This window comes from Trinickia dinghuensis (assembly GCF_003367175.1).
GTDB lineage: Bacteria > Pseudomonadota > Gammaproteobacteria > Burkholderiales > Burkholderiaceae > Trinickia > Trinickia dinghuensis.
In genome coordinates this window covers 267,800-290,234 of sequence record NZ_QRGA01000010.1, presented here as the reverse complement: position 1 = coordinate 290,234, position 22,435 = coordinate 267,800, and the positions used below count along the sequence as shown (strand labels likewise).

The 22,435-nt window shown below is 64.2% G+C and carries 14 protein-coding genes; 10 read left to right on the top strand and 4 right to left on the bottom strand.

The window, feature by feature from the left end:
- The first annotated feature begins 542 nt into the window (after positions 1-542).
- The 7 genes from scpB (at position 543) to truB (ending at position 10,408) form a co-directional block, all read left to right on the top strand.
- On the top strand, positions 543-1,556 hold the full coding sequence (scpB, locus tag DWV00_RS34635) for an SMC-Scp complex subunit ScpB (RefSeq protein WP_245964945.1): 1,014 nt from the start codon (positions 543-545) through the stop codon (positions 1,554-1,556).
- A gap of 59 nt (positions 1,557-1,615) precedes the next feature.
- The gene (rluB, locus tag DWV00_RS19365; RefSeq protein ID WP_115535196.1) at positions 1,616-3,418 is read left to right on the top strand and encodes a 23S rRNA pseudouridine(2605) synthase RluB; all 1,803 of its coding nucleotides are present in this window, start codon (positions 1,616-1,618) and stop codon (positions 3,416-3,418) included.
- A gap of 358 nt (positions 3,419-3,776) precedes the next feature.
- Positions 3,777-4,235 carry a ribosome maturation factor RimP gene (gene rimP / locus DWV00_RS19360; RefSeq protein WP_115535295.1) on the top strand — a complete coding sequence of 153 codons (459 nt, stop codon included), beginning with the start codon at positions 3,777-3,779 and terminating at the stop codon, positions 4,233-4,235.
- A complete protein-coding gene (gene nusA, locus DWV00_RS19355; protein ID WP_115535195.1) occupies positions 4,232-5,707 on the top strand; it encodes a transcription termination factor NusA in 1,476 nt (491 codons plus the stop codon). Before rimP ends, nusA begins: the two co-directional genes overlap by 4 nt.
- A 96-nt stretch (positions 5,708-5,803) precedes the next feature.
- Positions 5,804-8,776 (top strand): translation initiation factor IF-2, encoded by a 2,973-nt coding sequence (gene infB, locus DWV00_RS19350; protein ID WP_115535194.1) that lies wholly within the window; start codon positions 5,804-5,806, stop codon positions 8,774-8,776.
- 177 nt (positions 8,777-8,953) lie between these two features.
- On the top strand, positions 8,954-9,322 hold the full coding sequence (gene rbfA, locus DWV00_RS19345) for a 30S ribosome-binding factor RbfA (RefSeq protein WP_115535193.1): 369 nt from the start codon (positions 8,954-8,956) through the stop codon (positions 9,320-9,322).
- A gap of 114 nt (positions 9,323-9,436) precedes the next feature.
- The gene (gene truB / locus DWV00_RS19340) at positions 9,437-10,408 is read left to right on the top strand and encodes a tRNA pseudouridine(55) synthase TruB (protein WP_115535192.1); all 972 of its coding nucleotides are present in this window, start codon (positions 9,437-9,439) and stop codon (positions 10,406-10,408) included.
- 148 nt (positions 10,409-10,556) lie between these two features.
- Here truB and DWV00_RS19335 read toward each other — a convergent pair whose 3' ends face one another.
- The 4 genes from DWV00_RS19335 to DWV00_RS19320 all read right to left on the bottom strand — a co-directional run bounded on the left by DWV00_RS19335 (position 10,557) and on the right by DWV00_RS19320 (position 15,602).
- On the bottom strand, positions 10,557-12,116 hold the full coding sequence (locus tag DWV00_RS19335; RefSeq protein WP_115535191.1) for a DHA2 family efflux MFS transporter permease subunit: 1,560 nt from the start codon (positions 12,114-12,116) through the stop codon (positions 10,557-10,559).
- A 5-nt stretch (positions 12,117-12,121) separates the two neighbouring features.
- Positions 12,122-13,312, bottom strand: coding sequence for an HlyD/EmrA/EmrK family protein (locus DWV00_RS19330; RefSeq protein WP_115535190.1), 1,191 nt, complete (start codon positions 13,310-13,312; stop codon positions 12,122-12,124).
- A gap of 188 nt (positions 13,313-13,500) precedes the next feature.
- Positions 13,501-15,006 carry an efflux transporter outer membrane subunit gene (locus DWV00_RS19325; protein WP_115535189.1) on the bottom strand — a complete coding sequence of 502 codons (1,506 nt, stop codon included), beginning with the start codon at positions 15,004-15,006 and terminating at the stop codon, positions 13,501-13,503.
- A 116-nt stretch (positions 15,007-15,122) separates the two neighbouring features.
- Complete coding sequence (locus tag DWV00_RS19320) at positions 15,123-15,602, bottom strand: MarR family winged helix-turn-helix transcriptional regulator (RefSeq protein ID WP_115535188.1); 480 nt, start codon at positions 15,600-15,602, stop codon at positions 15,123-15,125.
- 376 nt (positions 15,603-15,978) lie between these two features.
- Here DWV00_RS19320 and typA point away from each other — a divergent pair, with 376 nt between their 5' ends.
- The 3 genes from typA to odhB all read left to right on the top strand — a co-directional run bounded on the left by typA (position 15,979) and on the right by odhB (position 22,422).
- Positions 15,979-17,805, top strand: a complete 1,827-nt coding sequence (gene typA / locus DWV00_RS19315; protein ID WP_115535187.1) for a translational GTPase TypA — start codon at positions 15,979-15,981, stop codon at positions 17,803-17,805.
- Positions 17,806-18,130: 325 nt separating this feature from the next.
- Entirely contained in the window at positions 18,131-20,986 is a 2,856-nt protein-coding gene (locus tag DWV00_RS19310; RefSeq protein ID WP_115535186.1) for a 2-oxoglutarate dehydrogenase E1 component, read from the top strand.
- A gap of 158 nt (positions 20,987-21,144) precedes the next feature.
- Positions 21,145-22,422 (top strand): 2-oxoglutarate dehydrogenase complex dihydrolipoyllysine-residue succinyltransferase, encoded by a 1,278-nt coding sequence (odhB, locus tag DWV00_RS19305; protein WP_115535185.1) that lies wholly within the window; start codon positions 21,145-21,147, stop codon positions 22,420-22,422.
- Positions 22,423-22,435: the final 13 nt, after the last annotated feature.

Sequence of the window (22,435 nt, the reverse complement as noted above, 5' to 3'; positions counted from 1 at the left end):
GACGTCAGCTAGGGGCGTATAAGACGCCAAAATGCCGGGGCCGGAAATCAGGGCAATCACCAATCTTGTGCAGCCTCGCTCATGGCAAGTGCGGTCGCGCCCGCATATTGCGATGCGATAAAAATACCTTGAGCGAAAGGCGGCGAATGCGCCGGAGTCGCTTGCAGCGGGCGCATCGCATGTATGCGGATTGCTTTGCAATTGCAGCAAGACAACGTGATCCGCCTATTGGTATGCGTAGCGCGGCGGTGTTCAATATTTGGGTTGTGGTGTGCTTGTGGTGTGCTTTACGCGACGAAGGGTGAGTTCGATTCGCTGTTTACGCTCCCGGGCTTTTTGCGTAAGATGGCGTTCAGTCACGCGGCGCCTTCTCCGGAAAACCGCTGCTTAGTCCGGCTGGGTTTGGCCCGAGCGCTGCTCGATTCGCCGCCCCCCGGTCCGTGCTCCCATCAATATGACCGATCAAAATCGGGCGAGCGCGTCTTCAGTTCCATATCGTCTGTTTGATCCGGTTCGTTGACCACAGGGTCTGACCTAGCTGCATGAATACCCAAGAGGCGAAGATCGTCCTCGAGACTGCTTTGATTTGCGCGCAAGAGCCGCTCAAGGTCGGCGATCTGCGTAAGCTTTTCGCCGACGCCGTATCGGCGGATACAGTCCGTGCGTTACTTGAGGATCTCCGAAACGAATGGTCCGGGCGGGGCGTCGAGCTCGTCGGGCTTGCGACCGGCTGGCGCTTTCAAAGCAAGCCGGCCATGCGCGGTTATCTCGATCGCTTGCACCCGGAAAAGCCGCCGAAATATTCGCGTGCGGTTCTGGAAACACTGGCGATCATCGCGTACCGGCAGCCGGTCACGCGCGGCGATATCGAAGAAATCCGCGGCGTCACCGTGAACACGCAGGTAATCAAGCAGCTGGAGGACCGCAGTTGGGTCGAGGTGATCGGGCATCGCGATGTCCCGGGCCGCCCGGCGCTTTACGCGACGACCAAGCAGTTCCTCGACGATCTCGGGCTGAAGGCGCTCGACGAGCTGCCGCCGCTCGAGGATCCGACGACGCAGAACGCGGCGGAACTGCTGGCGCAGCATGCGATCCAGTTCCCGGAGGACGCGGCGCTGGTGGAAGCCGTCGTGCAGGAAGATGCCGGGGCTCACGGCGAAGCCGCAGAGACGCTCGACGAAGCCGCTGGGGCCGGTGACGAACCGAACGCTGGCACCGTGGCCGGAAGCGAGTGCGCCGAGCACGAGAACAGCGATACGAGCGAGCTGCACGATCCGCAAGCAAACGTTGCGCCGTTGGATGGCGGCACGATCGATGCCGCGAACGACAGTGACGACGATCGCCGCGCCTCGCACGAGGACGCGCCGCACGAGGGCGCCTCGCACGAGACGGGCATCGAGCCGCAACGGCACGCGCAAGACGAAGCTTCGCCGGCCGGCGAAGAACGGCCGACGGGCTTGCCGGGCGAGCATGCGCCGGATCGCGGCTTATCGGCCGGCGACACCGACGCTTATACGGGCGACGCCGACAACGAACCCGCCTCGCGAAGAGCCTGACGTAACCGAACGCACGCAGCACCTGCAATGGGTGCGCGCAATTGACATCTGAGGTTGTTTTGACGAATACCCACGACACCGATTTGTCCGCATCCGGGCATGCCGTAGACGCCGCGGGCCGCGACGACGCGCAGCGCGCGCCGGCCGGCGAGTCCGAGCATGGCGCCCACATCGCGGAAACGGGCGATCAAGAACGTCCCCGCCGCGGCTTGCGGCGAGGCCCGCGCAGCTTGATCGCGCGCCGCCGCGCCGCGGCCAAGACGAAGGGCGAAACCGGCGCGCAAGCGCAAGGTCCGGACACCCCCGAGGATGGCGACGCCGACGCTCAAGCCGTGACGCCGGCCGCCGAAAGCGCTTCCCCCGCGCCGGCGCGCGCGCCGCGCAAAGGCCCGCAAAAGGGCGAGCGGGGCGAGAAAGGTGGCCGCAAGCAAGCCGCTAATCGTCGCGAGGAAGCGGGCGCAGCCGCCGGTCAAGACAGAGAGAAGGACAAGGGTAAGCCGGCGAAACGCGGCGCACCCGCGACGGGCGCGCAGGACGACTTGTTCGACTATGTGACGTCGCCGGCATTCGATGCCGACAACGGCACGACGGGCGGTGTCCGTGCGCCGATGCTGCGGCGCGGCCGCCCGGAGCCGCAAAAGCGCGTGTTGGCACCGGACGACGACGCGCCGAAGCTGCACAAGGTTCTGGCCGAAGCGGGCATGGGCTCGCGCCGCGAGATGGAAGAACTCATCGTGGCGGGCCGCGTGTCGGTCAACGGCGAACCCGCGCATATCGGCCAACGGATCATGCCGACCGATCAAGTGCGGATCAACGGCAAACCCATCAAGCGCCGCGTGCAAACGAAGCCGCCGCGCGTGCTGCTCTATCACAAGCCGACCGGCGAAATCGTCAGCCATGCCGATCCCGAAGGGCGGCCGTCCGTGTTCGACAAGCTGCCGCCGATGAAAACGGCCAAGTGGCTGGCCGTTGGCCGGCTCGACTTCAATACCGAGGGGCTGTTGATGCTGACGACCTCGGGCGATCTGGCGAACCGCTTCATGCATCCGCGCTACAGCGTGGAGCGCGAGTACGCGGTACGGGTCGTCGGCGAGCTGGCGGAAGGCGCGCGGCAAAAGCTGCTGCACGGTGTGGAGCTCGAGGACGGCCCGGCGAACTTCCTGCGCATTCGCGACGGCGGCGGCGAGGGCACGAATCACTGGTATCACGTCGCACTAGCCGAAGGGCGCAATCGCGAAGTGCGCCGCATGTTCGAGGCGGTGGGCCTGATGGTCAGCCGGCTCATTCGCACGCGGCACGGTCCGATCTCGCTGCCGCGCGGTTTGCGCCGCGGCCGCTGGGAGGAACTCGAGGAAAGCCAGGTGCGCAGCCTCATGGCGGCCGTCGGCCTCAAAGCCCCGACCGAAGAGAAGGGTGCGCGCCGTCAAGGCGCCGAGCGGCGCCAGCCCGATCCGATGCAAACGTCGATGGGCTTCATCAACCGTGAGCCGGTGCTGACCGCGCACGGGCGCTTCGAGCAGCCTGGTCGCGGCGGTGCGGGGCGCCGTGGCGCCGGCGGGTTCGGCGGCGGCGCGGGCGGCTTCGGCGATTCGCCGGGCGGCGGTTACGGCAACCGCGGCGGTGGAGCGGGCGGCGGCGCGGGCGCCGGTGGCGGTCAGAAAGGGCGCCGTCCTCAGCGTGATGTGGACGGCAATCGGGCACCCGCGCCCGGCGCCAGCGCGGGTGGCGGCAAGCGAGCGTTCGGCGGCGGCGGCAATGCGAACGGCAATCGTGCTCCCGGCGGCAATCGCACGGGCGGCGGTGGCGGCAATCGCGGCGGCGGACAAGGTCCGGCGGCACGCGGTCGATCGCGCGGCCGCTGAGCGGGCCGGACTCGGGCGGGCTCCGCATGGGGCTCGCGCGTCGCGGCGCAGCCGGCGTGGTGTGGTCGATTCCGCCGAACTGTTGCGCGAAGGCCCCTTTATCGGGATCTTCGCGTGGTCGCTGCTTTGCAACGCGCCGTTAAAAATGCTAAACTTACAAAGTCGCTGGGCGTGCGGCTTTTTTTGTTTGTGCGGCTCAGGTGCGACCACCGGTAAGAAGATGATGGGCGTTTCGCCCATTTTTTTTTGGCGGTAACGGTTCGGCATCTCGGGTAACGCACCTTCTCGCGCGGCCGGCATGGCGCGGCGCGCGGCCCCGTGGGTGAAACGCGCGAGCGCGAACACCTTAGAGGGCAATGTGCAACTGACGGAACTGATAGAAACCACGGTCTCGGGCATGGGCTACGAGCTCGTGGACCTCGAGCGAACCGGTCGCGGAATGCTGTGCGTCTATATCGACCAGCCCGCCGGCATCGCGATCGAGGATTGCGAAAAAGTCACGCGTCAGCTCCAGCACGTTCTGACGGTTGAGAACATCGACTACGAACGGCTCGAAGTGTCGTCGCCGGGGCTCGATCGTCCGCTCAAGAAATTGGCGGATTTCTCGCGCTTCGCCGGCAGCGAGGCGGTCGTGACACTGAAAAAGCCGTTTGACGGGCGCAAGACGTACCGGGGCATCCTGCATGCGCCTAACGGTGACACGATCGGTTTGGAATTTGAAGGAAAAGAAGGCGCCGCGATGCTCGATTTCACGCTCGCGGACATGGACCGCGCACGCCTGGTCCCGCAGGTTGACTTTAGGAGCCGGAAACAATGAGTCGCGAAGTACTGATGCTGGTCGATGCGCTGGCGCGCGAAAAAAACGTCAATAAAGATGTAGTGTTCGCTGCGCTCGAAGCCGCACTTGCTTCAGCCACCAAGAAGCTCTTCGAAGAAGACGTAGACATTCGCGTGCATATCGATCGGGAATCGGGCGAGCACGAGACGTATCGCCGTTGGCGCGTCGTGCCGGACGAAGCCGGCCTGCAAGAACCGGATCAGGAAATCCTGCTGTTCGAAGCGCGCGAACAACAGGCCGAAATTGAAATCGACCAGTTCATCGAAGATCCGATCCCGTCGATCGAGTTCGGCCGCATCGGTGCTCAGGCCGCCAAGCAAGTCATCTTGCAGAAGGTGCGCGACGCCGAGCGCGAGCAGATCCTGAACGATTTCCTCGAGCGCGGCGAAAAGATCATGACCGGCGCGGTCAAGCGCCTGGACAAAGGTAACTTCATCGTCGAATCGGGCCGTGTCGAGGCGCTGCTGCGCCGCGATCAGCTGATTCCGAAGGAAAACCTGCGCGTGGGCGACCGCGTGCGTGCCTATATCGGCAAGGTCGACCGCACGGCGCGCGGCCCGCAGATCGAACTCTCGCGCACGGCGCCCGAGTTCTTGATGAAGCTGTTCGAAATGGAAGTGCCCGAGATCGAGCAGGGCCTACTCGAGATCAAGGCGGCGGCGCGCGATCCCGGCGTGCGCGCGAAGATCGGCGTCGTGGCCTACGATAAGCGCATCGATCCGATCGGCACCTGCGTGGGTATCCGCGGTTCGCGTGTGCAGGCCGTGCGTAACGAACTCGGCGGCGAGAACGTCGATATCGTGCTCTGGTCGGAAGATCCGGCCCAGTTCGTGATCGGCGCGCTTGCGCCGGCCGCGGTCCAGTCGATCGTCGTCGATGAAGAAAAGCACTCGATGGACGTCGTCGTGGACGAAAGCGAACTCGCGGTCGCCATTGGCCGCAGCGGCCAGAACGTACGTCTCGCCAGCGAATTGACGGGCTGGCAGATCAACATCATGACGCCCGACGAGTCGGCGCAGAAGCAGAACCAGGAGCGCGGCGTTCTGCGCGACTTGTTCATGGCGCGGCTCGACGTCGACGAGGAAGTTGCCGACATCCTCATCGACGAGGGCTTCACGAGCCTCGAAGAGATTGCCTACGTGCCGCTCAACGAGATGCTCGAAATCGAAGCGTTCGACGAAGACACCGTCCACGAGTTGCGCAATCGCTCCCGCGATGCGCTGCTGACGATGGCGATCGCGAACGAAGAGAAGGTCGAAGGTGTTGCACTCGATCTAAAGAGCTTGGAAGGAATGGATGCCGACCTGCTGGCTAAGCTTGCCGAGCATCAGATCCAGACGCGCGACGAGCTTGCGGAGCTCGCCGTCGACGAATTGGTCGAAATGACCGGAATGCAAGACGAAGCCGCGAAGGCGTTGATCATGAAAGCACGTGAACACTGGTTCCAGTGAGTGAATGACCATGGCGCACTGATATAGATAGCGATCGATCGATCGCATGACCCGATGCTAACCGCAAGGAATCGGTCCTTGCACTAAGAGGAATGAATGGCGAGTAACAACGTAGCCCAATTTGCCGCGGAACTCAAAATGCCGTCCGGGGTGCTGCTCGAGCAGCTTCAGGCGGCGGGTGTCCAGAAAGCGAGCGAGGACGATGCTCTGTCCGAATCGGACAAGGCGCGTCTGCTCGATCATTTGCGTAAGTCGCACGGCTCGTCCGATACCGACAAGCGCAAGATCACGCTGACGAAGCGGCACACGTCGGAGATCAAGCAATCCGACGCGACGGGCAAGGCTCGCACCATTCAGGTCGAAGTGCGCAAGAAACGTGTGTTCGTGAAGCGGGACGAAGCGAGCGACGGCGCGGGCGATGCGGCGGGCCAAGAAGCGCCGGCCACCGCCGACGAAAGCGCCGAGTTGCAGCGCCGCGAGGAAGAAGCGCGGCGCGAAGCGGAGTTGCTCGAGCAGCAAGCGCAGGAGTTGCGCGAGCGCCAGGAGCGGCTCGAGCGCGAGGAAGCCGAGCGCCAAGCGCGCGAAAAGGCGGCCGAAGCCGAGCGTCAGCGTGCCGAGGAAGAGGCTGCGAAGAAGCATGCCGAAGCTGCGGCTCAAAAGCATGCCGAAGCCGCGAAGACCGCCGAGGCCGAAAAGAATGCCGAGGCTGAAAAGAACGCCGAGGCTGCCGCTCGCGAGCAGGCCGCACGCGCAGCCGCCGACGACGAGCGCGCCGCCGCCGAGCGCGCGGCTCAGCGCGAAGCGGCCAAGAAGGCCGAGGATGCGGCTCGCGAAGCAGCCGAGAAGGCACGCGCCGAGCAGGAAGAGATTCGCAAGCGCCGTGAAAAGGCCGAGGCCGAGGCACGCGCGATTCGCGAAATGATGAACACGCCGCGCAAGGCGCAAGTGAAGGCGCCGGAACCGGCGCCCGCGCCGAAGCCGGCCGAAGCGGCTGCCAAGGCGGCGGAAGCGAAGGGCACGCTGCACAAGCCCGTGCGCCCCGCCGGCGAATCGCCGCGTCCCGCCGCCGCGCGCAAGCCGGCCGCGGGCGGCACGGCCGCGCCTTCGTCGACGGCTCAGCCTTCGACGGCACCCGGTTCGGCGGATAAGAAGAAGCAGGGCGGCAAGGGCGGATGGCAGGACGACGCCGCGAAACGCCGCGGCATCAAGACGCGCGGCGATTCGAGCGGCGGTGTCGACCGCGGCTGGCGCGGCGGCCCGAAGGGGCGCGGCCGGCATCAGGAGGCCACGTCGTTCCAGGCGCCCACCGAACCGATCGTGCGTGAAGTGCACGTGCCCGAAACGATCACCGTGGCCGACCTCGCCCACAAGATGTCCGTGAAGGCATCGGAAGTCATCAAGGTGATGATGAAGATGGGGCAGATGGTCACGATCAACCAGATGCTCGACCAGGAAACGGCGATGATCATCGTCGAGGAGCTCGGCCACCGTGCGGTCGCGGCCAAGCTCGACGATCCGGAAGCGCTGCTGGTCGAAGGCGAAGCGACGGACGCCGAGCAGCTGCCGCGTCCGCCGGTCGTGACGGTCATGGGCCACGTCGACCACGGCAAGACCTCGCTGCTCGACTACATCCGCCGCGCGAAGGTGGCGGCCGGCGAAGCGGGCGGCATTACGCAGCACATCGGCGCATATCACGTCGAGACACCGCGTGGCGTCATCACGTTCCTCGATACGCCGGGTCACGAAGCGTTTACGGCGATGCGTGCGCGCGGTGCGAAGGCCACCGACATCGTCATTCTCGTGGTGGCGGCCGACGACGGCGTGATGCCGCAGACGAAGGAAGCCATTGCCCACGCGAAGGCCGGTGGCGTGCCGATCGTGGTGGCGATCAACAAGATCGACAAGCCCGAGGCGAACCCCGATCGCGTGAAGCAAGAGCTCGTCGCCGAAAGCGTCGTGCCGGAAGAGTACGGCGGCGATTCGCCGTTCGTCCCGGTTTCGGCGAAGACGGGCGCGGGCATCGACGATCTGCTCGAAAACGTGCTGCTGCAAGCCGAAGTGCTGGAGTTGACGGCACCGGTGACGGCGCCGGCCAAGGGCCTCGTGATCGAAGCGAAGCTCGACAAGGGTAAGGGCCCGGTGGCGACGATTCTCGTGCAGTCGGGCACGCTCTCGCGTGGCGACGTCGTGCTGGCCGGCAGCGCCTATGGCCGCGTGCGTGCGATGCTGGATGAAACGGGCAAGCCCACGAAGGAAGCGGGTCCGTCGATTCCGGTCGAGATTCAAGGTTTGTCGGAAGTGCCGGCCGCGGGCGAGGAAGTCATCGTGCTGCCGGACGAGCGCAAGGCGCGCGAAATCGCGCTGTTCCGCCAGGGCAAGTTCCGCGACGTCAAGCTGGCTAAGCAGCAAGCCGCGAAGCTCGAAAGCATGCTCGAGCAGATGGGCGAGGGCGAAGTGCAGACGCTGCCGCTCATCGTCAAGGCCGACGTGCAAGGTTCGCAAGAAGCGTTGGTTCAGTCGCTGCAGAAGCTGTCGACCGACGAAGTGCGCGTGCAGATCGTGCACGGCGCCGTCGGCGGCATCAGCGAGTCGGACGTCAACCTGGCCACGGCATCGAAGGCGGTCATCATCGGCTTCAACACGCGTGCCGATGCGCAAGCACGGAAGCTTGCCGAGACGAACGGCATCGACATCCGCTACTACAACATCATCTACGACGCAGTGGATGAGGTGAAGGCGGCGATGTCGGGCATGTTGGCGCCGGAGAAGCGCGAGGTCGTCACGGGCATGGTCGAAGTGCGCCAAGTCTTCAAGGTGCCGAAGGTCGGCTCGGTGGCCGGCTGTATGGTCACGGACGGCGTGGTCAAGCGTTCGTCGTCGGTGCGCGTGCTGCGCAACAACGTCGTCATCTTCACGGGCGAGCTCGATTCCCTGAAGCGCTTCAAGGACGACGTGAAGGAAGTGAAGCAAGGCTTCGAGTGCGGTATGTCGATCAAGAACTTCAACGATATCGTCGAAGGCGATCAGTTCGAGGTATTCGAAGTCACGGAAGTCGCGCGTACGCTCTGATCGCAGGCGCGCGGCTCGGGGCGGAGCAGGCGGCAAGCCTCCTCCGCCCCGTTGTTTTTATGGCGTCGCGCCGAGCGCGGATGAAAGAAAGGCAGGGCCCTTCATCCGCATCGACGCCGCCGGGGTGCATACACCATGAATCATGACAATGCGCCCTAACCGCTAGGCGGGTTCATCATGTCGAAGAAACGCACATCTCCTAACCGCAACGTCCAGATCGCCGATCAAATCCAGCGCGATCTGTCCGAACTCATTGCGCGCGAAGTGAAAGATCCGCGCATCGGGCTCGTCACGATTCAAAGCGTCGAGCTCACGCCCGACTACGCCCATGCAAAGGTTTATTTCACGACGCTAACGGGTGATCCTCAGGCCACGCAGGTCGCGCTCAATCATGCGGCGGGGCATTTGCACAACCTGCTGTTCAAGCGGCTGCACATTCATACCGTGCCGACGCTGCACTTCCATTACGACAAGACGATCGAGAAGGCCGTCGAGATGTCACGCCTGATCGACGAAGCGAACGCCACGCGCGCCAAAGACGATTGAGCGTCGGTGATCAAGGAACAGGCGTCATGGTTTGAGCCTGGCGGGGCCTCTTCTGGCCGGGCCTATCCTGGCTGGGCCTATCCCGGCCGGACCGTTTTGAAGCAAAGCTATTCGATGAAACAACCTCAACGTCCGCGCGTGCCTCGTCGTGCGCTCGATGGCGTCTTGCTGCTCGACAAGGGCCTCGGGCTCTCGAGCAACGATGCCTTAGTGCGTGCCAAGCGTCTATTCCTCGCTCAGAAAGCGGGCCATACGGGCACGCTCGATCCCCTGGCGTCCGGGTTGCTGCCGCTGTGCTTCGGTGAGGCGACGAAGTTCTCGCAGGACTTGCTCGAAGCCGACAAGACCTATGAAGCGACGATGCGGCTAGGTATCCGCACCACGACCGGCGATGCCGAGGGCGAGGTGCTGGAGACCCATCCGGTCGACGTCGGCGTGCCCGAGGTGGAAGCCGCACTGGCCCGCTTTCGCGGACCGATCTCGCAAGTGCCGCCGATGTATTCGGCACTCAAGCGCGACGGCAAGCCGCTCTACGAATATGCCCGTGCGGGCCAGGTCGTCGAACGCGCGGCGCGCGAGGTGACGATTCACGCGCTCGAATTGCTCGGTGCCGCGTTGCCGGACGTGACATTCCGCGTCACGTGCAGCAAGGGCACCTATGTGCGCACGCTGGCCGAGGATATCGGTTCGGCGCTCGGCTGCGGAGCGCACCTGGTCGCTTTGCGGCGTACTGGGGTAGGGGCGTTGACGCTGGAACACGCGGTGACGCTCGAAGCGCTCGATGCCATGGACAGCGCCGCGCGCGATACGTGCTTGCGGCCCGTCGATGCCTTGCTGTCGACGTTTCCCGTCATGCGGCTCGGTGCCGTGGAAGCGAAGCGCTTTCTCCAGGGACAGCGATTGCGCTTGGCGGATTTGCCGCCCGTGCCGGTGCGCTCGGAGCACCAAGCCGGCCCGGACGAAAGCATCGATACGCGTGTGCGGGTCTACCGCGATGAAGACGGCGCGCTACTAGGCGTGGCAAGAGCGGAAAACGGCGTGCTTGCTCCGGAACGTTTGGTTGTGACGGCACCTGTGTCGGCCTAGTCCTCCGACGAATCGCTTTCCGCGATCAAAATCGAGTCGATGGATATGACGAAAAAACGCCCGGCATGTCGGGCGTTTCTCGTTGGGGCGATCGCTCAAGGCGAGCGCCGCGGCCTGCTGCACCGCCGCGGCCGTCACCGCCGCAGCGCTAGTGCGCCGCCGATGCCGCGGCACTCGAATCCCCGCCGCCGCTCCGCTCGGGCCGCGTGATCCAGATCAGCGCGATCAGCACGAGGAAGATGACCGCCGAGATATAGAACAGATCGTTCACGCCCAACTGCGCCGCCTGCTGCGTCACGAGCCGATCGAACAGGGTGTAGCCCTGCGACGTATCCAAGCCCATCTGCCCAAGCTGCGTCATCGATTGCCCGAACGTCGGATCGAACGTGCTGGCGCGCTCAGTCAACTGCGCGTGGTGAAAGCTCGTGCGGTGATCCCACGCCGTCGTGAAGATCGACGTGCCGATGCCGCCGCACATGATCCGCACGAAGTTGGAGAGCCCGGACGCCGCGGCGATCCGATTACCGGGCAGCCCCGACAACGTAATCGAGACGAGCGGGATGAAGAAGCCCGCCATGGCGATCCCTTGCACGAGCGTCGGCGACATGAGCGACCACGTATCGACCCCGGTGGTATAGCGCGAGCGCATCCAGAAGCACAGCGCGAAGACGATGAACGCGGCCGTGGCGATGAAGCGGGGATCCGTGCGCGGCAGGAACTTGCCGGTGACGGGCGAGAGCAGGATCGCGAACACGCCGACGGGCGCCATGACGAGGCCCGCGTCCGTTGCCGTGTAGCCGATGTCCGTTTGCAGCCACAGCGGCAGCAGCACGAGATTGCCGAAGTAGAGCCCATAGCCGATCGACAGCGCGATCGTCCCGCCCGTGAAATTGCGCAGCTTGAACAGCGACAAATCGACGACGGGGTGATCGGCCGTCAATTCCCAAACGACGAAGAACGCGAATCCGATGAGCGCCGTGAGCCCGAGCGCGACCACCGTCGGCGACGAGAACCAATCGAGGTCCTTGCCCTGATCGAGCATCACCTGCAGCGAGCCGACCCAGATCACGAGCAGCGCGAGGCCGACCGTATCGATCGGCGCCTTCTTGATGACCGAGTCGCGCTTGCGGAAGATCGACCAGGTCGCGATCGCCGCCACGATGCCGACGGGAATGTTGACGTAGAAGATCCACGGCCACGAGATGTTGTCGGAGATCCATCCACCCAGAATCGGCCCCGCGACAGGCGCGATCAGCGTCGTCATCGACCACATCGATAGGGCGAGCGGCGCTTTCGCGCGCGGATAGCTGGCCAGCAAGAGCGTTTGCGACAGCGGAATCATCGGCCCCGCCACGGCGCCTTGGATCACGCGCGACATCAGCAGGAACGGCAGCGTCGGCGAGAGCCCGCACATCCACGACGAGATCACGAACAGGACGATCGAAGCGAGGAACAAGCGCACCTGCCCGAGCCGCTCGGTAAGCCAGCCCGTCAGCGGCACCGAGATCGCGTTGGCGACGGCGAACGACGTGATGACCCACGTGCCTTGATCGGCGGACACGCCGAGGTCGCCCGAGATGGTCGGGATCGACACGTTCGCGATCGACGTGTCGAGCACATTCATGAACACCGCAAGCGACACCGCGATCGTCCCGATGACGAGCGCGGCGCCGGTGAGCGGCGGATGAGAGGCTTGGGGCTGAGCCATTGGGTTTACTTTTGTGCGAGCTTCGAATTGGAGCCTGCGTTCTCGGCGATGATGCGTGCGATCTCCGCATTGGCTTCGTCGCCGTACTTGTCGAACACGTTCGTCTGGTAGACGGTGTTCTGCGCGTTGCCGAGCTGGCTGCCCGAATCGTTCTTGATGTCGACGTCCACTTGCATCGACAGGCCGATCCGCAGCGGATGCGCGCGCAGTTCAGCCGGATCGAGCGCGACCCGCACGGGCAGGCGCTGCACGACCTTGATCCAGTTACCGGTCGCGTTTTGCGCGGGCAGCAGCGAGAACGCCGAACCCGTGCCCGCCGAGAAGCCCACGACCTTGCCGTGATAGACGACGGACGAGCCGTAGATGTCGGCCGTCAACTCGACGGGCTGACCGATGCGCATATGCTTGAGCTGCACTTCCTTGAAGTTCGCGTCGACCCAAACCGATTCGAGCGGCACGATCGCCATCAGCGGCGTGCCCGGCGAGACGCGCTGGCCGACCTGCACCGAGCGCTTCGCGACATAGCCGGTGACGGGGGCGGGCAGCACGTTGCGCGCGTTGTTCAGGTAGGCGTCGCGCACCTTGGCGGCTGCGGCGAGCACGTTCGGGTGCGTGGCGATCGTCGTGTTCGCCGTCAGCGCGCGGTTCGACGCGAGCTGCTGCTGGGCGGCGTCGAGCGCGGCTTGCGCGCCCTTCACCGTGTCGCGGGCGTGCGAGATTTCCTCTTGTGACACCGCGCCCGTTTGAGCGACGGCCAGGCGACGGCGCAGGTCGTCTTGCGCGCGCGACAGATCGGCCTGGCGCTGGGCGATTTGTGCTTGGTACTGATCGTTGTTGACGAAGAGGCCGCGCACTTGCCGCACTGTTTGCGCGAGGTTCGCTTCGGCTTGCTCCAGCGAGACCTTCGCATCCGCGCCGTCGAGCACGACGAGCGGGTCGCCGGACTTCACGGTTTGCGTGTCGTCGGCGTTCACGGCGATGACCGTGCCCGTGACTTGCGGCGTGATCTGGACGACGTTGCCGTTGACGTAGGCGTCGTCGGTGTCCTCGTGGAAGCGCGCATCGAGGAAGTAGTACAAGCCGTATGCGACGGCCGCGATGAGGATGACGCCGATGAGCAGCGTCATCAAGCGCTTGCGCCGACTGTTGTTGTTCTGCGACTGCACGCTCGCGGCGGTTTGTTGAGTGTCGCTCATGGAAATGCTCTCCGGTTCCGTTTCTCGAGTCTCGATCGCTCGAAGCTCTATCGATGAATCTTGCTCAGGTCTTGTTTATTGATCGTTGGGGCGTCACGTCGGGCCCGGCGGTTCAGCTAACGTTGCCGTCGCTGCCATCGTTCCCGCAGCAGCCATAGCTCCCGTAGGTGCTACAGCTGCTTCACCGCTCAACCCTTCGGCGCCGCGGCGGCCGCGTCCCCCGACGCGGGCACCGCTACGCCAGCGGACTGCGCGTCGAAGCCCCCGCCGAGCGCGCGAATCAGCGCGAACTGCAGATCGCGGCGCTTCATCTTCAGGTTCGTCACCGTCTGTTCGGCCGCGAGCCGGCTGTTGTCCGCATCGAGCACTTGCAGTTGCGGCGACAGCCCCGCCTTGTAGCGAATCACGGCCAACCGGTAAGCCTCGGCCGACGCATCGAGCGCACGCTGCGCGTCGCCCATTTCGTTGTCGATCGCGCGAATCGACGCCACCTGTGTCGCGACGTCGGACATCGCGTTGATCAGCGTCTGGTTGTAGTTCGCCACATCGAGATCGAAGTCGGCGTAGCGGCCTTTCAACTGAGCGCGCAGCGCGCCTGCGTCGAAGATCGGCAGGTGAATCGCGGGCCCCGCCGTGATCTGCCGGCTCGCCATCTGCAGGAAGTGCCCCCAGCCGAACGCGTCCAAACCGATTCCAGCCGCGAGATTGATGTCGGGGAAGAATTCGGCCTTCGCTTCCTTGACGTTCGCCAGCGCAGCTTGAATTTCCCAGCGTGCCGCGACGATGTCGGGACGGCGCGAGACGAGATCGGCCGGCAGATTCGACGGCAGCGTCACGGCGCCGCCGGGCGTGAATACCGGATCGGCGATCGCGAGCCCGCGGTCGGGGCCTTTGCCGAGCAGCGCGCCCAACTGGAAGCGGACCGATTTGATCTGCCCGTCGAGATCGGACAGCGTGGCCTGGCTCGTGGCGATATTGCCGCGCGCCGTTTCCTTTTCGACGTTCGTGTCGAGCCCGGCGGCGACGCGGCCGTCCGTGATCGAGCCGACTTCCTGGCGATTGTGGATCTCGCGTGCCGCGATGTCGCGCAAGGCGTAGAGCTGGGCGAGCTGGTTGTAGGTGCGGGCAACCGACGAAGCGAGCGTGATGCGCGCTTCCTGCATGTCGGCTTCGGCCTCTTTTTCCTGCGATTTCGCCGCGTTCACGCGCGCGCGGTTCTTGCCCCACAGATCGAGATCGAACGAGGCGCTCGCCAAGGCGTTGTTCTCGGTGAACCAGTTGCCGCCGAAGGGCGGCGGATACAGGCCGTTGGCCGAGAAGCGTTCGCGCGTGATGGCGTAGCTGCCGTTCACCTGGGGCAGCAGATTCGAGCGCGTGCTTTCGATATACGACTGCGCCTTGGCGATGCGTGCCTGGGCTTGCGCGATCGACGGATTGCCTTGCAGCGCTTCGTCGATGAGCTTGGGCAATTGCGGATCGCCGAACTGGCTCGCCCAGTCGAGCGACGGCCACTGGCCGCCCTCGTCGGGCAGGCTTTGCGTCGACTCGAGCGTGCTGGCTTGCGTGATCTGCTTGTCGCTCTTGATCCCCGCGTAATTGGCGCATCCGGCCATCGCGAGCACGGCCACGGCAACGGCGGCTGCGATGGCGCCGCGGCCCGCACGAATGCGGGCCGGGGTAGGAGAGGTGGTCATCGCGCGGCCTTTCGATGTAAATGTAATCATGGACTTTGCAACTTATTTTTTACGATTGAAGGTCGAAACTCGTTGCCGTGTCAGCCAACCTGCGCCGACGAAAAACCCCGGTGCGGCTAATCCGCCGCGGGATCGCCCGTGTTGGCGAGAATCCGGCGCAGCATGTTCTTCAAGAAGCCGACTTCCTCCGGCGTGAAGCCCGCGAGCGCCTTGTCGACGACCCCTCCGAAAATCTCCGGCATCCGCGCGGCGAGTTCGCGCCCTTCCTCGGTCACGGCCAGATGAACGGCGCGGCGATCCTCGGAACTGCGAACACGCGAGAGCAGATTACGCTTTTCCAGCCGATCGATCAGCCGGGTCACCGCGCTCGCGTCAATTCCGTAGTCGCGCGCGAGTTCCGCCGCGAGCGAGCAGCGCCCGCTCGCGATCATGAACAGCATGCTGGCCTGCGTGCTCGTGATGCCCAACTCGCCCAGCGTGCGTTGCGTGACGAGATTCGACAGGCTCGATTTCGCCCGCGCGATCAGGTAGCCGACGCTTTCGTCCACTTGGTAGCTGCACACCTCGGGCGGCAGCTGCGAGGGCGGTTTGGTCATGGCGATTTCCGTGCGATTGCAATAGTTGACTAGGCATGATTATAGGCATGGAAAGGTGCCCCGGCAAGCATCGACCCTGCGTCAACTGTGGTATTTAAGCAATTCCTTAACGACAGCCGCTCATTATGACGCTTTCCGTGGAACGCCGCTTGCGAGGTGTGCGTGCGGAGTGTGCTTAGGGAGGGGCTGCGTCGAAGTTCGAGTTCGCGGAAGGTCGTCGAAGTCGGTCAATCTGGGCGATATGCGCGAAGGAGAGGGCGGCCGCACTTTGGCGTCACTTTCGCGTGCTATAATTTATAGTTACCCAGAAAGTGCGCGCACCGGTTTTGGCTTTCGTTGCATTCTTGCTTCGCGCACGCAACCGCCCCTTATTCCTATGACTCGCGCTATCCGCAACATCGCCATCATTGCTCACGTCGACCACGGCAAGACCACGCTCGTCGACCAACTGCTTCGCCAGTCGGGCACGTTCCGAGAAAACCAGCAGATCGCGGAACGCGTGATGGACTCGAACGACATCGAAAAAGAGCGTGGCATCACGATCTTGGCGAAGAACTGCGCGGTCGAGTATGAGGGCACGCACATCAACATCGTCGACACCCCGGGCCACGCCGACTTCGGCGGCGAGGTGGAGCGTGTGCTGTCGATGGTCGATTCGGTGCTGCTGCTCGTCGATGCCGTCGAAGGCCCGATGCCGCAGACGCGATTCGTGACGAAGAAGGCGCTGGCGCTCGGCCTGAAGCCGATCGTCGTCGTCAACAAGATCGACCGTCCGGGCGCCCGGATCGACTGGGTCATCAATCAGACGTTCGACTTGTTCGACAAGCTCGGCGCGACGGAAGAGCAGCTCGATTTCCCGATCGTCTACGCGTCGGGCCTGAACGGCTACGCGTCGCTCGAAGACAGCGCGCGCGAAGGCGACATGCGCCCGCTGTTCGAAGCGATCCTCGAGCACGTGCCCGTGCGCGACGCCGATCCGGAAGGTCCTTTGCAGCTGCAGATCACCTCGCTCGATTACTCGACGTACGTCGGCCGTATCGGCGTGGGCCGCATCGCGCGCGGCCGCATCAAGCCCGGCCAGCCGGTGGCGTTGCGCTTCGGCCCCGAGGGCGAAGTCTTCAACCGCAAGATCAACCAAGTGCTCTCGTTCCATGGGCTCGACCGCGTGCAGGTCGAGGAAGCCCAAGCGGGCGACATCGTCCTCATCAACGGTATCGAAGACATCGGCATCGGCGCGACGATCTGCTCGCAAGATACGCCCGAGGCGATGCCGATGATCACCGTCGACGAGCCGACGCTGACGATGAACTTCCTGGTCAACTCGTCGCCGCTGGCGGGTAAGGAAGGCAAGTTCGTCACGAGCCGCCAGATCCGCGATCGCCTGACGCGAGAACTCAATCACAACGTGGCGTTGCGCGTGCGCGACACCGGCGACGAAACGGTGTTCGAAGTGTCGGGCCGCGGCGAGCTGCACCTGACGATTCTGATCGAAAACATGCGCCGCGAAGGCTACGAGCTGGCCGTGTCGCGTCCGCGCGTCGTGCTGCATGAAATCGACGGCGTCAAGCACGAGCCGTACGAGCAGCTGACGGTCGACGTCGAAGACGGTAACCAGGGCGGCGTCATGGAAGAGTTGGGCCGCCGCAAGGGCGAGCTGCTCGACATGGCGTCCGACGGCCGCGGCCGCACGCGCCTCGAGTATAAGATTCCGGCGCGCGGGCTGATCGGCTTCCAGGGCGAATTCATGACGCTCACGCGCGGCACGGGCCTGATGAGCCACGTGTTCGACGAATACGCGCCGGTCAAGGAAGGCAACCTCGGCGAGCGCCGCAACGGCGTGCTGATCTCGCAGGACGACGGCGCGGCCGTCGCCTACGCGCTGTGGAAGCTGCAGGATCGCGGCCGCATGTTCGTCAAGCCGGGCGATGCGCTCTACGAGGGCATGATCATCGGCATCCACAGCCGCGACAACGACCTCGTCGTGAACCCGATCAAGGGCAAGCAACTGACGAACGTGCGTGCGTCGGGCACCGACGAAGCCGTGCGTCTCGTGCCGTCGATCCAGATGTCGCTCGAATACGCGGTGGAATTCATCGACGACGACGAGCTCGTCGAAGTCACGCCGCAATCGATCCGTCTGCGCAAGCGCCACCTGAAGGAGCACGAGCGCCGCCGCGCAAGCCGCGAAACCTCGATCGATTGATCGGCGGGCGGCTCGCTGTCCTCGCTGTCTATACGGGCTAACTAGCCGGGCTGATTAGCGAGCAACCGCCGCCGCCCGGCGCGCCGCATCGCGCCCAGGCATCCGAAAAGCCACCCTCCGGGGTGGCTTTTTCTTTGCTGGACGGGGCCTTGCAGCGATTCTGGCCGATCTCGACTATTCGTTCTGTGATATGCTGCGCGATGCTAGTTTTAGGTCCTTCCAAGCAAGACTTGATTCGCGCAATCCGCTAAACGGTCAGGCCGTGTCGCGGAAGGTTGAGTAACCCGCTATTTCTCGAGAAGCTCGAAGAAAGGTGAGCGTAAACATGATGAAGCAATTCCAGCTGAACTCGTATTTGTTCGGCGGCAATGCTCCGTACGTCGAAGAATTGTACGAGCAATACCTAGATAACCCGGCGTCCGTTCCCGATAACTGGCGCGAATACTTCGATGCGTTGCAGAACGTGCCTGCCTCGGACGGCAGCCCCGCGAGCGACGTGGCCCATGGCCCCATCGTCGAATCGTTCGCCCAGCGCGCGAAGGCCAATGCCTTCATTCCGCGCGAAGCCGGTGAAAATCTCGCCACCGCGCGAAAGCAAGTCCACGTCCAGACCCTCATCAGCGCCTATCGATTCCTGGGCTCGCAATGGGCCAATCTGGATCCGCTGAAGCGCCGCGAGCGTCCCGCCATTCCCGAGCTCGAGCCTGCGTTCTACGACTTCACCGAAGCCGACATGGACCAGACGTTCAGCGCGAGCAACCTGTACTTCGGCTTCGAGCAAGCGTCGCTGCGCGACATCGTCAAGGGTCTGCGCGACACGTACTGCGGCACGATCGGCGCCGAGTTCATGTACATCAGCGATCCCGAGCAGAAGCGCTGGTGGCAAGAACGGCTCGAATCGATCCGCGCCACGCCGGCTTTCTCATCGGACAAAAAGAAGCACATCCTCAATCGTTTGACGGCCGCCGAAGGCCTCGAACGTTATCTGCATACGAAATACGTCGGCCAGAAGCGCTTCTCGCTCGAAGGCGGTGAAAGCTTCATCGCCTCGATGGACGAAGTCGTTCGTCACGCAGGCGCTAACGGCGTGCAGGAAATCGTGATCGGCATGGCCCACCGCGGCCGTCTGAACGTGCTGGTCAATACGCTCGGCAAGATGCCGTCTGACCTGTTCGCCGAATTCGAAGGCAAGCACGTCGACGATCTGCCGGCCGGCGACGTCAAGTACCACAAGGGCTTCTCGTCGGACGTCGCCACCGATGGCGGCCCCGTCCACCTCTCGCTCGCGTTCAACCCGTCGCACCTGGAAATCGTCAACCCGGTGGTGGAGGGTTCGGCCAAGGCCCGGATGGACCGCCGCGGCGACGACAACGGCTTGCAAGTGCTGCCGGTGCAGATCCACGGCGATGCCGCCTTCGCGGGCCAAGGCGTCGTGATGGAAACGCTGAACCTCGCGCAAACGCGCGGCTACGGCACGCACGGCACGCTGCACATCGTCATCAACAACCAGATCGGCTTCACGACGTCCGATCCGCGCGATGCGCGCTCGACGCTGTACTGCTCGGACGTCGTCAAGATGATCGAAGCGCCGGTGCTGCACGTGAACGGCGACGATCCCGAAGCCGTCGTGCTCGCCACGCAGATCGCGATCGACTTCCGGATGCAGTTCCACAAGGATGTCGTGCTCGACATCGTCTGCTTCCGCAAGCTCGGCCACAACGAGCAGGACACGCCGGCCGTCACGCAGCCGCTGATGTACAAGAAGATCGCCCAACATCCCGGCACGCGCGCGCTCTACGCCGAGAAACTCGTTCAGCAAGGCGTCATCTCGTCTGACGACGGTGAGAACTACATCAAGGCGTTCCGTCAGGCGATGGACGAAGGCCACCACACGATCGACCCGGTGCTCTCGAACTACAAGAGCAAGTACGCGGTCGACTGGGTGCCGTTCCTGAACCGCAAATGGACCGATTCGGCCGACACGGCCGTGCCGCTCGCTGAACTCAAGCGTCTGGCCGAGCGCATCACCACGGTGCCCGAGAACTTCAAGGTGCACCCGCTCGTCGAGCGCGTCGTGAACGACCGCCGTGCGATGGGCCGTGGCGAAGCCTCGCTCGATTGGGGCATGGGCGAGCATCTGGCGTACGCGTCGCTCGTCGCATCGGGCTACGCCGTGCGTCTGACGGGCCAGGATTCGGGCCGCGGCACGTTCACGCACCGTCACGCGGTGCTGCACGATCAAAACCGCGAGCGCTGGAACGACGGCACGTACATCCCGCTGCAAAACGTGGCGGATGGGCAAGCCAAGTTCACGGTGATCGATTCGGTGCTGTCCGAGGAAGCCGTGCTCGGCTTCGAATACGGCTACTCGACGGCGGAACCGAACACGCTCGTCGCCTGGGAAGCGCAGTTCGGCGATTTCGTCAACGGCGCGCAAGTCGTGATCGACCAGTTCATCTCGTCGGGCGAAGTGAAATGGGGCCGTGTCTCGGGCCTCACGATGCTGCTGCCGCACGGCTATGAAGGCCAGGGTCCCGAGCACTCGTCGTCGCGCATCGAGCGCTTCCTGCAGCTGTGCGCCGAGCACAACATGCAAGTCGTGCAGCCCACGACCCCCGCGCAGATCTTCCACCTGCTGCGCCGCCAGATGATCCGTCTGTTCCGCAAGCCGCTGATCGTCTTTACGCCGAAGTCGCTGCTGCGCCACAAGGAAGCTGTGTCGGATCTGTCCGAACTCGCGAACGGCACGTTCCAGCCGGTGCTGGGCGAAGTCGACGGCACGATCGATGCGAAGAAGGTCAAGCGTGTCGTCGCCTGTTCGGGGCGCGTCTACTACGATCTGCTCGCTCACCGTCGCGAATCGAAGGCGAACGACGTTGCGATCGTCCGGATCGAGCAGCTCTATCCGTTCGCGCACAAGCAGTTCGAAGCGGAGATCAAGAAGTACGACAACGCGACCGAAGTGGTGTGGGTGCAGGACGAGCCGCAAAACCAAGGCCCGTGGTTCTACGTCGAGCATCACTTGAAGGAAGGCATGAAGGACGGGCAGAAGCTGGCATACAGCGGCCGTCCGGCTTCGGCCTCGCCTGCGGTCGGTTACTACGCGAAGCACTACGAGCAGCAGAAGACGCTGATCGAAGGCGCGTTCGGCCGGCTCAAGAGCGCGCAGATCGCTAAATAACTAGATTGAGGGCGAACCGGGAAAGCACGCGGCACGCACGTGAAATGCGAATAGTGCTTGGGTAGCTTTCCCGCGGCCGCATAGGCGCGCAAGGCGTGCATCGCGGCGCGGAGCCGGCTCGCTCCCCACACCAGATTAAAGAGTTCAGGAAAGATCAAATGGCTATTGTTGAGGTCAAGGTTCCGCAGTTTTCGGAGTCGGTTTCGGAAGGCACGATGCTTCAGTGGAAGAAGAAGCCGGGCGAGGCCGTGACGCGCGATGAGATTCTCATCGAGATCGAAACGGACAAGGTCGTGCTCGAAGTGCCGGCACCCGATTCGGGCGTGCTGGCCGAAGTCGTCGTCGCCGACGGCGAAACGGTCGAATCCGAGCAACTGCTCGCGAAGATCGACACGGAAGGCAAGGCCGGCGCCGCCGCTGCTCCGGCTGCCGCGGCCGCTCCGGCTGCAACCGCTGCCGCTCCCGCCGCTGCCGCTCCCGCCGCCGCGGCTACCGCCGCCACGGCAACGGCCGGCGCAGTTGCTTCGCCGGCCGCCGGTAAGCTGATGGCCGAGAAGAACCTCGCCGCCGATCAAGTGGCGGGCTCGGGCCGCGACGGCCGCATCACGAAGGGCGACGTGCTCGCAGCGGGCGCCCCCGCCGCGCGCGCACCCGCTGCCGCTCCGGCCGCGAAGCCGGCCAAGCCGTCGCTGCCGGACGTGAAGGCGCCCGCATCGGCCGAAGCCTGGCTGCAGAACCGCCCGGAACAGCGCGTGCCGATGTCGCGTCTGCGTGCGCGTATCGCCGAGCGTCTGCTCGAGTCGCAGCAGACGAACGCCATCCTCACGACGTTCAACGAAGTGAACATGGCGCCGGTCATGGATCTGCGCAACAAGTACAAGGACAAGTTCGAGAAGGAGCACGGCGTCAAGCTCGGCTTCATGTCGTTCTTCGTCAAGGCGGCCGTCCATGCGCTGAAGAAGTTCCCGCTCGTGAATGCGTCGATCGACGGCAACGACATCGTCTATCACGGCTACTTCGACATCGGCATCGCCGTCGGTTCGCCGCGCGGCCTCGTCGTGCCGATCCTGCGCAACGCCGATCAACTGTCGCTCGCCGACATCGAGAAGAAGATCGCCGAATTCGGCCAAAAGGCGAAGGACGGCAAGCTGTCGATCGAGGAAATGACGGGCGGCACGTTCTCGATCTCGAACGGCGGCGTGTTCGGTTCGATGCTCTCGACCCCGATCATCAACCCGCCGCAATCGGCCATCCTCGGCGTGCACGCGACGAAGGAGCGTGCGGTCGTCGAAAACGGCCAGATCGTCATCCGCCCGATGAACTATCTCGCGCTCTCGTACGATCACCGCATCATCGACGGCCGCGAAGCCGTGCTGTCGCTCGTCGCGATGAAGGATGCGCTCGAGGATCCGGCCCGTCTGCTGCTCGATCTGTAATCCGTACTGTCCG